Below are 12,115 nucleotides of genomic sequence, written 5' to 3'. Positions count from 1 at the left end.
CGGCCGGCCGGCGGTCGCGGCGAGGGCCGCCGTCAAGCGAGGGCCGCCGTCAGGCGAGGGCCGCCGTCAAGCGAGGGCCGCCGTCAGGCGAGCGGATCCGGCGCCGCCGTGATCCCGTACTCGGCCAGCTTCGCCTTCCCGCCGTCCGGGGCCGTCAGCACCAGCGGGCCCGCCTCCGTCACCGCCACGGAGTGCTCCCAGTGCGAGGACCAGGTCCCGTCCGTCGTGATGACGGTCCAGTCGTCCTCCAGCACCTGCGTCTTCGCCGTGCCCAGGGAGACCATCGGTTCGATGGCCAGGCAGAAACCCGGGACCAGCTTGGGCCCCTTGCCCCGGCGGCGTTCGACGTAGTTCAGCAGATGCGGGTCCATGTGCATCTCGGTGCCGATGCCGTGGCCGCCGTAGTCCTCGATGATCCCGTAGCGTCCGCCGCCGGGCTTCGGCTGCCGGCGGATGTAGGTCTCGATGGCGCGGGAGACGTCGACCAGCCGGTTGCCCTGCTTCATGGCCGCGATGCCGGCCCACATCGATTCCTCGGTCACCCGGGACAGCTCGACCAGCTCCGGCGCGTGCCCGGACCCGACGAAGGCCGTGTAGGCCGCGTCACCGTGCCAGCCGTCGATGACGGCACCGCAGTCGATGGAGATGACGTCCCCGTCCTTGAGGACGACCTCGTCGGAGGGGATGCCGTGGACGACGACCTCGTTGACGGAGGTGCAGATCGTCGCGGGGAAGCCGCCGTAGCCGAGGAAGTTCGGCTTCGCGTTGTGCTCCGCGAGCACCTTGCGGGCGACCTGGTCCAGATCCTTCGTCGTGGCCCCGGGCACGGCCGCCTCGCGGGTGGCCGCGTGGATGGCAGCGACCACCAGTCCCGCCTCACGCATCGTGGCGATCTGCTCGGGGGTCTTGATCTGCACCATGAGGACGACGGCCTTTCTGGACCGGAGAGAGTACGGACACCGTCAACGATACGGGGGACGGCATTCGCGCCCGCTTCCCCCCGCACACACGTCGGCCGCGGCTCCCCGCAGGGAACCGCGGCCGGACGGGCACAGCTACTGGTCCTGCTTGAGCGCCTCCAGCGCGCGCACGGTGACTTGGTCCACCGGGCCCATCGCCCCGATCGTCACTACGAGGCCCTGGGCCTTGTAGTAGTCGATGATCGGCTCGGTCTGCGTGTGGTAGACCTCCAGCCGGGTGCGCACCGTCTCCTCGGAGTCGTCGTCACGCTGGTACAGCTCGCCGCCGCAGAGGTCGCAGACGCCTTCTTTGACCGGCTTGCTGTACGTCACGTGGAAGACGTGACTGGAGTCTTTGCGGCAGACCCGCCGTCCGGCGATCCGCTTGACCACCTCGGCCTCGGGGGCCTCCAGGTCCAGGACCGCGTCCAGCGTGATGCCCTCGGTCTCCAGCAGCTCGTCCAGGGCCTCGGCCTGGGAGACGTTCCTCGGGAAGCCGTCCAGCAGGAAGCCGGCTTCGGCGTCCGGCTGTTCCATGCGGTCCTTCGCCATGGCGATGGTGACCTCGTCCGGTACCAGGTTGCCCGCGTCCATATAGGACTTCGCGAGCTTGCCCAGCTCGGTCTGCCGACTGATGTTGGCTCGGAACAGGTCGCCGGTGGAGATGTGGGGGATGCTCAGCTTCTCGGCTAGGCGGGTGGCCTGCGTGCCTTTCCCAGCACCGGGCGGCCCGACGAGGACGATTCGCATCAGCGGAGGAACCCTTCGTAATTGCGCTGCTGGAGCTGGCTCTCGATCTGCCTCACCGTCTCGAGACCGACACCCACGATGATGAGGATGCTGGTCCCGCCGAACGGGAAGTTCTGGTTTGCCCCGAAACCGGCCAACGCCATCGTCGGCACGAGAGCGATCAGGCCCAAGTACAGCGAACCCGGCCAGGTGATCCGGTTGAGTACGTAACTCAGGTACTCAGCGGTCGGTCGGCCAGCCCGGATGCCCGGGATGAAACCACCATACTTCTTCATGTTGTCAGCGACTTCTTCGGGGTTGAAGGTAATCGCCACATAGAAGAATGCGAAGAATACGATCAAGAAGAAGTACAGAATGATGTGCGCCGTGGCGCCGGTATCGGCCAGGTTCTTCGTGACCCACGTCGCCCAGCCCGCGGTGGAGCTGGAGAACTGGACGATCAGCGCCGGGATGTAGAGCAGCGACGAGGCGAAGATGACGGGGATGACACCCGCCTGGTTCACCTTGAGGGGGATGTAGGTGGACGTACCGCCGTAGGAACGGCGGCCGATCATGCGCTTCGCATACTGCACGGGAATCCGGCGCTGCGCCTGCTCGACGAAGACGACCAGGCCGACCATGGCCAGGCCGACGATCAGGACCGTGCCGAACTCGATCCAGCCGTCCGCCAGGGTGCCCTGCTCCTTGATGGCCCACAGGGCGGAGGGGAAGGTGGCGGCGATCGAGATGAACATCAGCATCGACATTCCGTTGCCGATGCCGCGGTCGGTGATCAGCTCACCGAGCCACATCACAGCGGCCGTACCGGCGGTCATCGTGATGACCATGGTGATGGTCACGAACATCGACTGGTCGGGGACGATCTCGCTCGCCACCGGGCAGCCCTGGAAGAGGGCGCCGCTGCGGGCGGTGGCCACCAGGCCGGTGCCCTGCAGGATGGCGAGGGCAATCGTCAGGTATCGGGTGTACTGCGTGATCTTGGCGGTACCGGCCTGGCCCTCCTTCTTCAGGGCCTCCAGCCGCGGGATCACCACGGTCAGCAGCTGCAGAATGATGCTCGCCGTGATGTACGGCATGATGCCCAGTGCGAAGACCGTGATCTGCAGCAGCGCGCCGCCGCTGAACATGTTGACCAGACCGAACAGGCCCTGGTTCGCCTGGGCCGCGTCGATACAGGTCTGCACGTTCCGGTAATCGACACCGGGAACCGGCACGTTCGTACCGATCCGGTACACCACGATGATTCCGAGCGTGAACAGCAGTTTCTTGCGCAGGTCGGGCGTCTTGAACGCCCGGGCGAACGCGGTGAGCACGGTGCCTCCTGCGACCCCCGCGCAACCGCGTCAAGGGTGATGGTCTTGAGGTTCGACGAATACGTAACGGTCAACCTTCGCCCAAAGTGCCCGTGTGGGGCGCCCGGGGAAAGTGGGCAGTGCAGGCCACCTTACCGGCGAGACCACCGCCCTAGGAACGACCAACCGGGGATACCCCATATGTGGGGTATCCCCGGTCGGGATCGCTCAAGTCATCGGCACGCCTGACTGATTCAGACGAGCTCGGTGACGGTACCGCCGGCGGCGGTGATCTTCTCCTTGGCGGAGCCGGAGACGGAATCGACCGTCACCTGCAGTGCCACGGAGATCTCGCCCTGGCCGAGGACCTTGACGAGGCTGTTCTTGCGAACGGCCCCCTTGGCCACCAGACCCTCGACGGTGACCTCGCCACCCTCGGGGTAGAGCGTGGCCAGCTTGTCGAGGTTCACGACCTGGAACTCGGTCTTGAACGGGTTCTTGAAGCCCTTCAGCTTCGGGAGACGCATGTGAAGGGGCATCTGGCCACCCTCGAAGCGCTCCGGAACCTGGTAACGGGCCTTGGTGCCCTTCGTACCACGACCGGCCGTCTTACCCTTCGACGCCTCACCACGACCCACACGGGTCTTGGCGGTCTTGGCGCCCGGGGCGGGACGGAGGTTGTGGATCTTGAGCGGGTTCTGCTCCGCCATGATCAGTCGACCTCCTCGACCGTCACGAGGTGGCGGACGGTGTGCACCATTCCGCGGAACTCGGGACGATCCTCCTTGACGACCACGTCGTTGAGCCTCTTCAGGCCCAGCGAACGCAGGGTGTCACGGTGGTTCTGCTTGCTGCCGATGTAGGACTTGACCTGCGTAATCCTGAGCTGCGCCATGATTACGCACCCGCCCCGGCACGTGCACGCAGGAGAGCCGCGGGAGCGACGTCCTCGAGCGGCAGGCCGCGGCGGGCCGCGACCTCCTCGGGGCGCTGCAGGCCCTTGAGGGCCGCCACGGTCGCGTGCACGATGTTGATCTGGTTGTCGGAGCCGAGCGACTTCGACAGGATGTCGTGGATACCGGCGCACTCGAGCACGGCACGCACCGGACCACCGGCGATCACGCCGGTACCCGGGGACGCGGGCTTGAGCAGCACGACGCCGGCAGCCTTCTCACCCTGGATCGGGTGCGGGATGGTGCCCTGGATGCGGGGGACCTTGAAGAAGTGCTTCTTGGCCTCCTCAACGCCCTTGGCGATGGCGGCCGGCACCTCCTTGGCCTTGCCGTATCCGACACCCACGGTGCCGTCACCGTCGCCCACCACGACCAGCGCGGTGAAGCTGAAGCGACGACCACCCTTCACAACCTTGGCGACACGGTTGATCGCGACGACGCGCTCAACGTATGCGGTCTTCTCGGCGGCAGATGCGCCACCGTCACGGCCCTTCCGGTCCCGCCGCTCGCCGCCACCGGCACCGCCACCGCGGCGCTGGGGTCCAGCCATTGGAATTACCTCTCTCTGTTTCCGCTAGCTACGGAACCGACTCAGAACTTGAGTCCGGCTTCGCGGGCGGCGTCCGCCAGGGCGGCGATGCGCCCCGCGTACTGGTTGCCACCGCGGTCGAATACGACAGCCTCGACACCGGCGGCCTTGGCGCGCTCCGCGACCAGGGCACCGACCTGCTTGGCCTGCGAGGACTTGTCGGCCTCGCCACCGCGGATCGATGCGTCCAGCGTGGACGCCGAAGCCAGCGTGTGGCCCTTCAGGTCGTCGATCACCTGTGCCACGATGTGGCGGTTGGAGCGGGTCACGACCAGGCGGGGACGCTCGGCGGTACCAGAGACGTTCTTGCGGATCCGGATGTGACGACGCTTGATAGCAGCACGCTTGTAGGCGTCGCCCTTGAGGATCTTCTGCCCGTATGCCATGGCTTACTTACCCGCCTTTCCGACCTTGCGCCGGATGACTTCGCCCTCGTACTTGACGCCCTTGGCCTTGTACGGGTCGGGCTTGCGCAGCTTGCGGATGTTCGCCGCAACCTCGCCGACCTTCTGCTTGTCGATGCCCTCGACCGAGAAACGGGTCGCGGACTCCACCTTGAAGGTGATGCCCTCGGGGGCCTCGACCAGAATCGAATGGCTGTAACCGAGAGAGAACTCCAGGTTCGAACCCTTGGCGAGCACGCGGTAACCGACACCGCTGATCTCGAGCTTCTTCACGTAACCCTGGGTCACGCCGGTGATCATGTTCGCCACCAGCGTGCGGGACAGGCCGTGGAGGGCCTTGTTCTGACGCTCGTCGTTGGGGCGGGTGACGCTCAGCACGCCGTCCTCACCCTTGGCGATCTCGATCGGCGCCACGACGGTGTGAGCCAGCGAGCCCTTCGGGCCCTTGACCTCGACCGTGCGGCCGTCGATGGTGACGTCCACGCCGGCGGGAACCGCGATGGGGAGCTTGCCGATGCGCGACATAGCTGTTTCCTCCGTTCCCTTCTGCTACCAGACGTAGGCGAGGACTTCCCCACCCACGCCCTTCTTGCCGGCCTGCTTGTCGGTGAGGAGCCCGTACGACGTGGAGATGATCGCCACGCCGAGGCCGCCCAGCACCTTCGGCAGGGAAGTGGACTTCGCGTACACCCGGAGACCGGGCTTGGAGATCCGCTTGATGCCCGCGATGGAGCGCTCACGGTTCGGGCCGAACTTCAGCTCGAGGACGAGGTTCTTGCCGACCTCGGCGTCCTCGGTCTTCCAGCCCGTGATGAAGCCCTCCTGCTGGAGGATCTCCGCGATGTGCGACTTGATCTTGGATGCCGGCATCGTCACAGAGTCGTGGTACGCCGAGTTCGCGTTCCGCAGACGAGTCAGCATGTCCGCGATCGGATCAGTCATGGTCATGAATTGGCCTTCGGCCTCTCTCGCCGTGGTTTCCTGGTGCGCCATCCCTCTCCCCGATCCGAGACGGGACGGGTGCGGCGCGGTGGACCTACGGCGTAGTAAGCAAACATTAGCGGGCGCGGCCCGCGTGCGTCCGGGCACGGCAGGTGCCCAACCCCACAAGCCTAAGCCATGCGGAGCGGGCCTCCTGCCGTCCCCCTTGCTTACCGAGAGCCCTGGGAGTCCGGAACTACCGGATTACCAGGAACTCTTGGTCACGCCCGGCAGCTCGCCACGGTGAGCCATCTCACGAAGGCACACGCGGCACAGGCCGAACTTGCGGTACACGGAGTGCGGACGACCGCAGCGCTGGCAGCGGGTGTAGCCGCGCACTCCGAACTTGGGCTTGCGAGCAGCCTTCGCGATGAGAGCTTTCTTCGCCATCTCGCTCACGCCTCCTTGAACGGGAAGCCGAGGTGACGGAGAAGGGCACGGCCCTCTTCGTCGTTGGTCGCCGTGGTGACCACGGTGATGTCCATACCCCGGACGCGGTCGATCTTGTCCTGGTCGATCTCGTGGAACATGACCTGCTCCGTGAGACCGAAGGTGTAGTTGCCACGGCCGTCGAACTGCTTGGGGGACAGACCGCGGAAGTCGCGGATGCGCGGCAGCGCGAGCGACAGGGTGCGGTCCAGGAACTCCCACATGCGGTCGCCACGGAGGGTGACGTGGGCACCGATCGGCTGACCCTCACGCAGCTTGAACTGCGCGATGGACTTGCGGGCCTTGGTGACGGCCGGCTTCTGACCGGTGATCGTGGTGAGGTCGCGCACGGCGCCGTCCATCAACTTCGAGTCGCGGGCGGCGTCGCCCACACCCATGTTGACCACGATCTTGACGAGGCCGGGAACCTGCATGACGTTCTCGTAGGAGAACTGCTCACGCAGCTTGCCCGTGATCTCCTCGCGGTACTTCGTCTTCAGACGCGGAGTGGTGGTGGTCGTCATCAGATGTCCTCGCCCGTCCGCTTGGCAACGCGGATCTTGTTGCCCTCGCCGTCGAAGCGGTAACCGACGCGCGTGACGACCTTGTTGCCGTCCTTCTCCACGACCAGCTGGACGTTGGAGACGTGGACCGGGGCCTCGGTGGTCACGATCCCGCCGGCCTGCGAACCGCCGGCGGTCGGGGCGGCCTTGGTGTGCTTCTTGACCCGGTTGACGCCCTCGACCAGGACACGGTCCTCGCGCGGGTAAGCGGCAATGACCTTGCCCTGCTTGCCCCTGTCCTTGCCGGTGACGACCTGGACCAGGTCACCCTTCTTGATCTTCATGCTCACAGCACCTCCGGCGCGAGGGAGATGATCTTCATGAACTTCTTCTCGCGCAGCTCTCGGCCGACCGGGCCGAAGATACGGGTGCCACGAGGGTCGCCGTCGTTCTTCAGAATGACGGCGGCGTTCTCGTCGAAGCGGATGTACGAGCCGTCCGGACGGCGGCGCTCCTTGACGGTGCGAACGATGACCGCCTTGATGACGTCACCCTTCTTCACGTTGCCGCCGGGGATCGCGTCCTTGACGGTGGCGACGATCACGTCACCGATGCCCGCGTAGCGGCGACCGGAGCCACCGAGTACACGGATGCAAAGGATTTCCTTCGCTCCCGTGTTGTCGGCGACGCGCAGTCGCGACTCCTGCTGGATCACGTCTGTCTCCTGTTTGTCTGCCGGTTCCCCGGGGGCCGCTCATCCACTTGGGCGAACGGTCCCCGGAGCCTGGCGGAACTGCCCTGCGAGGGGTGCCTCGCAGGCGTACTTGTCGGAATTCCCTTGCGGGAACTACCTACTTGGCCTTCTCGAGGACCTCGACGATGCGCCAGCGCTTCGTCGCGGACATCGGCCGGGTCTCCATCAGGAGGACACGGTCGCCGACGCCGGCCGAGTTCTGCTCGTCGTGGGCCTGGAGCTTGCTCGTGCTGCGGATGACCTTCCCGTACAGCCCGTGCTTCTTGCGGTCCTCGACGGCGACGACGACGGTCTTGTCCATCTTGTCGCCGACGACGATGCCCTCGCGGGTCTTGCGGAAACCCCGAGCCCCGGTGTTCGTCTCAGTCACATTGTTCTCGCTCATCAGGCGTTCTCCACCGTTTCGATGCCCAGCTCGCGCTCGCGCATCAGGGTGTAGATCCGCGCGATGTCCTTGCGGACGGCCTTCAGCCGACCGTGGTTCTCGAGCTGTCCGGTCGCCGCCTGGAAGCGGAGGTTGAACAGCTCTTCCTTGGCTTCGCGAAGCTTCGCCAGAAGCTCCTCGTCACCCAGTTCGCGCAGCTCGGACGCCTTGGTACCGGCCGACATCACGCTTCACCTGCCTCGCGCTTGACGATCCGGCACTTCATCGGCAGCTTGTGGGCCGCACGAGTCAGCGCCTCACGGGCGATCTTCTCGTTGGGGTAGGACAGCTCGAACATGACCCGACCGGGGTGCACGTTCGCGATCCACCACTCCGGAGAACCCTTACCGGAACCCATGCGGGTCTCGGCAGGCTTCTTCGTCAGCGGGCGGTCCGGGTAGATGTTGATCCAGACCTTGCCGCCACGCTTGATGTGGCGGGTCATCGCGATACGGGCCGCCTCGATCTGGCGGTTGGTCACGTACGCCGGCGTGAGGGCCTGAATGCCGTACTCGCCGAATGCGACCGTCGTACCACCCTTGGCCTGACCACGGCGCTTCGGGTGGTGCTGCTTGCGGTGCTTGACCCTACGGGGGATCAGCATGTCGGTCAGGCCTCCGTTCCGGTGCTCTCAGCCGGAGCGGCAGCCGGAGCCTCGGCCTTGGGGGCCTCGGCAGCGGCAGCCTGCTGCGGCTTGCGACCGCGACCGCCACGCTCACCACCGCGGCCACCACGGGCCGGGCGGTCAGTGCCACCACGGGCCGGGCGGTTGCCGGCGCGGGCAGCGGCGTTCTCGGCGCGGACCTCGGCGATGTTCTTGACGTCGCCCTTGTAGATCCAGACCTTCACACCGATGCGGCCGAAGGTCGTCTTGGCCTCGAAGAAGCCGTAGTCCACGTTCGCGCGGAGCGTGTGCAGGGGCACACGGCCCTCGCGGTAGAACTCCGAGCGGGACATCTCGGCGCCGCCGAGGCGGCCACCGCACTGGATCTTGATGCCCTTGGCGCCGGCCTTCATCGACGACTGCATGCTCTTACGCATGGCGCGGCGGAAGGAGACGCGGGAGGAGAGCTGCTCGGCGACGGCCTGGGCAACCAGCTGAGCGTCGGTCTCGGGGTTCTTGACCTCGAGGATGTTCAGCTGGACCTGCTTGCCCGTGAGCTTCTCGAGGTCGCCGCGGATGCGGTCGGCCTCGGCGCCACGGCGGCCGATGACGATGCCCGGACGCGCGGTGTGGATGTCCACCCGCACACGGTCACGGGTGCGCTCGATCTCCACCTTCGAGATGCCGGCGCGCTCCATGCCGGACGTCATCATCCGACGGATGGCGACGTCTTCCTTGACGTAGTCCTTGTACAGCTTGTCGGCGTACCAGCGCGACTTGAAGTCGGTGGTGATGCCGAGCCGGAACCCATGCGGGTTAACCTTCTGGCCCATTACCGGGTTCCTTCCTTGCTGCTGACGACCACGGTGATGTGGCTGGTCCGCTTGCGGATCCGGTAGGCGCGGCCCTGGGCGCGCGGCCGGAACCGCTTAAGGGTCGGGCCCTCGTCGACGTACGCCTCGGAGATGACGAGGCTGTCGGCGTCGGTGTGGTCGTAGTTGTGCGCGGCGTTGGCAATGGCGCTGTCCAGCACCTTGCCGACCGGCACGCTCGCGGCCTGCGGGGCGAAACGCAGGACCGCCTGAGCCTCCGTGGCATCCATGCCACGGATAAGGTCCACCACTCGGCGGGCCTTCATGGGCGTGACGCGGATGTACCGCGCCTGGGCCCTGGCTTCCATGGTTGTCCTTCCAGTGTTTGTCATGGTCATTCCACCCCGCGCTTAGCGGCGCTTCGACTTCCGGTCGTCCTTGACGTGACCCCGGAAGGTGCGCGTCGGCGAGAACTCACCGAGCTTGTGGCCGACCATCGCCTCGGTGACAAACACCGGAATGTGGGTCTTGCCGTTGTGCACCGCGATCGTGTGGCCGAGCATGGCCGGGATGATCATCGAGCGACGGGACCAGGTCTTGATGACGTTCTTGGTACCGGCTTCGTTCTGGACGTCCACCTTCTTGATCAGGTGGTCGTCGACGAAGGGCCCCTTCTTGAGACTACGCGGCATCTAAACCCGCTCCTAGCGCTTCTTGTTCGTCTTGCGGCGGCGGACGATGTACTTGTTCGACGCCTTCTTGGGCGAACGAGTACGGCCTTCCTTCTGACCCCACGGGGACACCGGGTGGCGACCACCGGAGGTACGGCCTTCGCCACCACCGTGCGGGTGGTCCACCGGGTTCATGACCACACCACGCACGGTCGGGCGGACGCCCAGCCAGCGCTTGCGCCCGGCCTTGCCCCAGTTGATGTTGCTCTGCTCGGCGTTGCCGACCTCACCGACGGTGGCGCGGCAGCGCTGGTCGACCAGGCGGATCTCTCCGGACGGCATGCGGAGGTGGGCCATCGAGCCCTCCTTCGCGAGCAGCTGCACGGAGGCACCGGCGGAGCGGGCGAGCTTGGCGCCGCCACCGGGACGGAGCTCGATCGCGTGGATCGTGGTACCGACCGGGATGTTGCGGAGCGCCAGGTTGCTGCCCGGCTTGATGTCGGCCCCGGGACCGTTCTCGACGCGGTCACCCTGCTGCAGGTTGCGCGGGGCGAGGATGTAGCGCTTCTCGCCGTCGGCGTAGTGCAGCAGCGCGATGCGCGCGGTGCGGTTGGGGTCGTACTCGATGTGCGCGACCTTCGCCGGCACGCCGTCCTTGTCGTGACGACGGAAGTCGATCACGCGGTAGGCGCGCTTGTGTCCGCCACCCTGGTGGCGAACGGTCACACGACCTGAGTTGTTACGGCCGCCCTTGCTGTGCAGGGGACGGACCAGCGACTTCTCCGGCGTGGACCGCGTGACCTCGACGAAGTCGGCGACGCTGGAGCCACGACGGCCCGGCGTAGTCGGCTTGTACTTGCGGATTCCCATTTCTCAGTCCTCGTCCGATTCCGGACGATCCGGACCTCCGTCAGGAGGTCGGACCGCCGAAGATGTCGATACGGTCGCCCTCGGCAAGGGTCACGATCGCGCGCTTGGTGCCCGCGCGCTGGCCGAAGCCGGTGCGGGTGCGCTTGCGCTTGCCCTGGCGGTTGATCGTGTTGACCCCGGTGACCTTGACCGAGAAGACCGCCTGCACGGCCTCCTTGATCTCCGTCTTGTTGGAGCCCGGAGCGACGATGAACGTGTACTTGTTCTCGTCGATGAGCGCGTAGCTCTTCTCCGACACAACCGGCTTGATCAGGACGTCACGGGGGTCCGTGTACGCCTTGCTCGCCGGGGTGACGACGGTGTTCTTGCCCTCGGTGGCGTGGCGGTGCGCCTTGGCGACGCGCGCGGCCTTGACCTTCTTCGCCGCCTTGGAGGCGATGGAGGGGTGACGGACTGCCATCAGACCTCGCTCCCTTCGTTGTCGTTGGCCTTGTTCGGGCCGGCGACGAAGGACTCGAAAGCGGCCTTGGTGAAGACCACGTCGTCCGAGACGAGAACGTCGTACGTGTTCAGCTGGCCCGGCTCCAGGATGTGGACCTGGGGCAGGTTGCGGGCGGACAGCCACGCGGCCTCGTCGGCGCGGTCGACGACCAGGAGCAGGTTCTTGCGCTCCGAGATCTTGCCGAACAGCGTCCGGGCGGCCTTCGTGGAGGGGTTCTCGCCCTCGATCACGCCGGTGACGACGTGAATGCGGTCGTGGCGGGCCCGGTCGGTGAGGGCGTGGCGCAGGGCCGCGGCCTTCATCTTCTTCGGGGTCCGCTGCGAGTAGTCGCGCGGCTGCGGGCCGTGGACGACGCCACCGCCGGCGAACTGCGGCGCACGGGTCGAGCCCTGACGGGCGCGGCCGGTGCCCTTCTGGCGGTACGGCTTCCTGCCGCCACCACGGACTTCACCGCGACGCTTGGTCTTGTGCGTGCCCTGGCGGGCAGCGGCGTTCTGCGCGACGACGACCTGGTGGATCAGCGGGATGCTGATCTTCTCCACGCCGAAGATCTCCGCGGGGAGCTCGACGCTTCCGGTCTTCTCGCCGGCAGGCGAAAGGATGTCAACAGTGCTCATC

The 12,115-nt window shown here is 66.4% G+C and carries 22 protein-coding genes; all 22 read right to left on the bottom strand.

The genetic code is table 11. The features are described from left to right. Window positions 1-83 precede the first annotated feature (83 nt). Window positions 84-920: a type I methionyl aminopeptidase gene (gene map / locus ACFYQA_RS00980; protein WP_332430077.1), complete on the bottom strand. Its 837-nt coding sequence runs from the start codon at window positions 918-920 to the stop codon at window positions 84-86. Between the two features lie 135 nt (window positions 921-1,055). After that, a complete protein-coding gene (locus ACFYQA_RS00975) occupies window positions 1,056-1,709 on the bottom strand; it encodes an adenylate kinase (protein ID WP_388909686.1) in 654 nt (217 codons plus the stop codon). Then, the gene (gene secY / locus ACFYQA_RS00970; RefSeq protein ID WP_388909683.1) at window positions 1,709-3,022 is read right to left on the bottom strand and encodes a preprotein translocase subunit SecY; all 1,314 of its coding nucleotides are present in this window, start codon (window positions 3,020-3,022) and stop codon (window positions 1,709-1,711) included. The genes ACFYQA_RS00975 and secY overlap by 1 nt, the downstream gene beginning before the upstream one ends. Window positions 3,023-3,255: 233 nt before the next feature. Then, entirely contained in the window at window positions 3,256-3,711 is a 456-nt protein-coding gene (rplO, locus tag ACFYQA_RS00965) for a 50S ribosomal protein L15 (protein ID WP_355243955.1), read from the bottom strand. Between the two features lie 2 nt (window positions 3,712-3,713). Further along, window positions 3,714-3,896, bottom strand: coding sequence for a 50S ribosomal protein L30 (gene rpmD, locus ACFYQA_RS00960; protein WP_042165115.1), 183 nt, complete (start codon window positions 3,894-3,896; stop codon window positions 3,714-3,716). A 2-nt stretch (window positions 3,897-3,898) separates the two neighbouring features. Further along, complete coding sequence (gene rpsE / locus ACFYQA_RS00955) at window positions 3,899-4,504, bottom strand: 30S ribosomal protein S5 (protein WP_307067899.1); 606 nt, start codon at window positions 4,502-4,504, stop codon at window positions 3,899-3,901. Window positions 4,505-4,545: 41 nt separating this feature from the next. Next, complete coding sequence (rplR, locus tag ACFYQA_RS00950; RefSeq protein WP_055592173.1) at window positions 4,546-4,929, bottom strand: 50S ribosomal protein L18; 384 nt, start codon at window positions 4,927-4,929, stop codon at window positions 4,546-4,548. A 3-nt stretch (window positions 4,930-4,932) separates the two neighbouring features. Continuing rightward, window positions 4,933-5,472: a 50S ribosomal protein L6 gene (rplF, locus tag ACFYQA_RS00945; RefSeq protein WP_386403474.1), complete on the bottom strand. Its 540-nt coding sequence runs from the start codon at window positions 5,470-5,472 to the stop codon at window positions 4,933-4,935. Between the two features lie 24 nt (window positions 5,473-5,496). Next, complete coding sequence (gene rpsH, locus ACFYQA_RS00940) at window positions 5,497-5,895, bottom strand: 30S ribosomal protein S8 (protein ID WP_332430061.1); 399 nt, start codon at window positions 5,893-5,895, stop codon at window positions 5,497-5,499. A gap of 237 nt (window positions 5,896-6,132) precedes the next feature. Next, on the bottom strand, window positions 6,133-6,318 hold the full coding sequence (locus tag ACFYQA_RS00935) for a type Z 30S ribosomal protein S14 (protein ID WP_003948630.1): 186 nt from the start codon (window positions 6,316-6,318) through the stop codon (window positions 6,133-6,135). A gap of 5 nt (window positions 6,319-6,323) precedes the next feature. Then, window positions 6,324-6,881 (bottom strand): 50S ribosomal protein L5, encoded by a 558-nt coding sequence (rplE, locus tag ACFYQA_RS00930; RefSeq protein WP_386403469.1) that lies wholly within the window; start codon window positions 6,879-6,881, stop codon window positions 6,324-6,326. Further along, window positions 6,881-7,204, bottom strand: coding sequence for a 50S ribosomal protein L24 (gene rplX / locus ACFYQA_RS00925; RefSeq protein WP_332430057.1), 324 nt, complete (start codon window positions 7,202-7,204; stop codon window positions 6,881-6,883). The genes rplE and rplX overlap by 1 nt, the downstream gene beginning before the upstream one ends. Before the next feature lie 2 nt (window positions 7,205-7,206). After that, a complete protein-coding gene (gene rplN, locus ACFYQA_RS00920) occupies window positions 7,207-7,575 on the bottom strand; it encodes a 50S ribosomal protein L14 (RefSeq protein WP_003992364.1) in 369 nt (122 codons plus the stop codon). A gap of 136 nt (window positions 7,576-7,711) precedes the next feature. Next, a complete protein-coding gene (rpsQ, locus tag ACFYQA_RS00915) occupies window positions 7,712-7,999 on the bottom strand; it encodes a 30S ribosomal protein S17 (RefSeq protein ID WP_386403465.1) in 288 nt (95 codons plus the stop codon). Beyond that, window positions 7,999-8,223 carry a 50S ribosomal protein L29 gene (gene rpmC, locus ACFYQA_RS00910; RefSeq protein WP_030831683.1) on the bottom strand — a complete coding sequence of 75 codons (225 nt, stop codon included), beginning with the start codon at window positions 8,221-8,223 and terminating at the stop codon, window positions 7,999-8,001. Before rpmC ends, rpsQ begins: the two co-directional genes overlap by 1 nt. Then, window positions 8,223-8,642, bottom strand: a complete 420-nt coding sequence (gene rplP / locus ACFYQA_RS00905) for a 50S ribosomal protein L16 (protein WP_004927269.1) — start codon at window positions 8,640-8,642, stop codon at window positions 8,223-8,225. The genes rpmC and rplP overlap by 1 nt, the downstream gene beginning before the upstream one ends. A 5-nt stretch (window positions 8,643-8,647) precedes the next feature. Beyond that, complete coding sequence (rpsC, locus tag ACFYQA_RS00900; RefSeq protein WP_386403460.1) at window positions 8,648-9,475, bottom strand: 30S ribosomal protein S3; 828 nt, start codon at window positions 9,473-9,475, stop codon at window positions 8,648-8,650. Next, a complete protein-coding gene (gene rplV / locus ACFYQA_RS00895) occupies window positions 9,475-9,822 on the bottom strand; it encodes a 50S ribosomal protein L22 (protein ID WP_030619142.1) in 348 nt (115 codons plus the stop codon). Before rplV ends, rpsC begins: the two co-directional genes overlap by 1 nt. Before the next feature lie 42 nt (window positions 9,823-9,864). Beyond that, entirely contained in the window at window positions 9,865-10,146 is a 282-nt protein-coding gene (gene rpsS / locus ACFYQA_RS00890; protein WP_388909672.1) for a 30S ribosomal protein S19, read from the bottom strand. A gap of 12 nt (window positions 10,147-10,158) precedes the next feature. Continuing rightward, a complete protein-coding gene (gene rplB, locus ACFYQA_RS00885) occupies window positions 10,159-10,995 on the bottom strand; it encodes a 50S ribosomal protein L2 (protein WP_388909669.1) in 837 nt (278 codons plus the stop codon). A gap of 40 nt (window positions 10,996-11,035) precedes the next feature. Beyond that, on the bottom strand, window positions 11,036-11,455 hold the full coding sequence (rplW, locus tag ACFYQA_RS00880; RefSeq protein WP_332430045.1) for a 50S ribosomal protein L23: 420 nt from the start codon (window positions 11,453-11,455) through the stop codon (window positions 11,036-11,038). Further along, window positions 11,455-12,114, bottom strand: a complete 660-nt coding sequence (gene rplD / locus ACFYQA_RS00875; protein ID WP_332430043.1) for a 50S ribosomal protein L4 — start codon at window positions 12,112-12,114, stop codon at window positions 11,455-11,457. Before rplD ends, rplW begins: the two co-directional genes overlap by 1 nt. Between the last annotated feature and the right edge of the window lies 1 nt (window position 12,115).

Source organism: Streptomyces sp. NPDC005774 (assembly GCF_042871645.1).
Taxonomy (GTDB): domain Bacteria; phylum Actinomycetota; class Actinomycetes; order Streptomycetales; family Streptomycetaceae; genus Streptomyces; species Streptomyces pratens.
Note: the sequence above shows the minus strand (reverse complement) of the source record. Positions and strands in the feature narration are given on the sequence as shown.

Coding starts and splice junctions, on each gene's coding strand:
- map (WP_332430077.1), bottom strand. CDS start 920: ATGGTGCAGATCAAGACCCCCGAGCAGATCGCCACGATGCGTGAGGCG.
- ACFYQA_RS00975 (WP_388909686.1), bottom strand. CDS start 1,709: ATGCGAATCGTCCTCGTCGGGCCGCCCGGTGCTGGGAAAGGCACGCAG.
- rplO (WP_355243955.1), bottom strand. CDS start 3,711: ATGGCGGAGCAGAACCCGCTCAAGATCCACAACCTCCGTCCCGCCCCG.
- rpmD (WP_042165115.1), bottom strand. CDS start 3,896: ATGGCGCAGCTCAGGATTACGCAGGTCAAGTCCTACATCGGCAGCAAG.
- rpsE (WP_307067899.1), bottom strand. CDS start 4,504: ATGGCTGGACCCCAGCGCCGCGGTGGCGGTGCCGGTGGCGGCGAGCGG.
- rplR (WP_055592173.1), bottom strand. CDS start 4,929: ATGGCATACGGGCAGAAGATCCTCAAGGGCGACGCCTACAAGCGTGCT.
- rplF (WP_386403474.1), bottom strand. CDS start 5,472: ATGTCGCGCATCGGCAAGCTCCCCATCGCGGTTCCCGCCGGCGTGGAC.
- rpsH (WP_332430061.1), bottom strand. CDS start 5,895: ATGACCATGACTGATCCGATCGCGGACATGCTGACTCGTCTGCGGAAC.
- ACFYQA_RS00935 (WP_003948630.1), bottom strand. CDS start 6,318: ATGGCGAAGAAAGCTCTCATCGCGAAGGCTGCTCGCAAGCCCAAGTTC.
- rplE (WP_386403469.1), bottom strand. CDS start 6,881: ATGACGACCACCACCACTCCGCGTCTGAAGACGAAGTACCGCGAGGAG.
- rplX (WP_332430057.1), bottom strand. CDS start 7,204: ATGAAGATCAAGAAGGGTGACCTGGTCCAGGTCGTCACCGGCAAGGAC.
- rpsQ (WP_386403465.1), bottom strand. CDS start 7,999: ATGAGCGAGAACAATGTGACTGAGACGAACACCGGGGCTCGGGGTTTC.
- rpmC (WP_030831683.1), bottom strand. CDS start 8,223: ATGTCGGCCGGTACCAAGGCGTCCGAGCTGCGCGAACTGGGTGACGAG.
- rplP (WP_004927269.1), bottom strand. CDS start 8,642: ATGCTGATCCCCCGTAGGGTCAAGCACCGCAAGCAGCACCACCCGAAG.
- rpsC (WP_386403460.1), bottom strand. CDS start 9,475: ATGGGCCAGAAGGTTAACCCGCATGGGTTCCGGCTCGGCATCACCACC.
- rplV (WP_030619142.1), bottom strand. CDS start 9,822: ATGGAAGCCAGGGCCCAGGCGCGGTACATCCGCGTCACGCCCATGAAG.
- rpsS (WP_388909672.1), bottom strand. CDS start 10,146: ATGCCGCGTAGTCTCAAGAAGGGGCCCTTCGTCGACGACCACCTGATC.
- rplB (WP_388909669.1), bottom strand. CDS start 10,995: ATGGGAATCCGCAAGTACAAGCCGACTACGCCGGGCCGTCGTGGCTCC.
- rplW (WP_332430045.1), bottom strand. CDS start 11,455: ATGGCAGTCCGTCACCCCTCCATCGCCTCCAAGGCGGCGAAGAAGGTC.
- rplD (WP_332430043.1), bottom strand. CDS start 12,114: ATGAGCACTGTTGACATCCTTTCGCCTGCCGGCGAGAAGACCGGAAGC.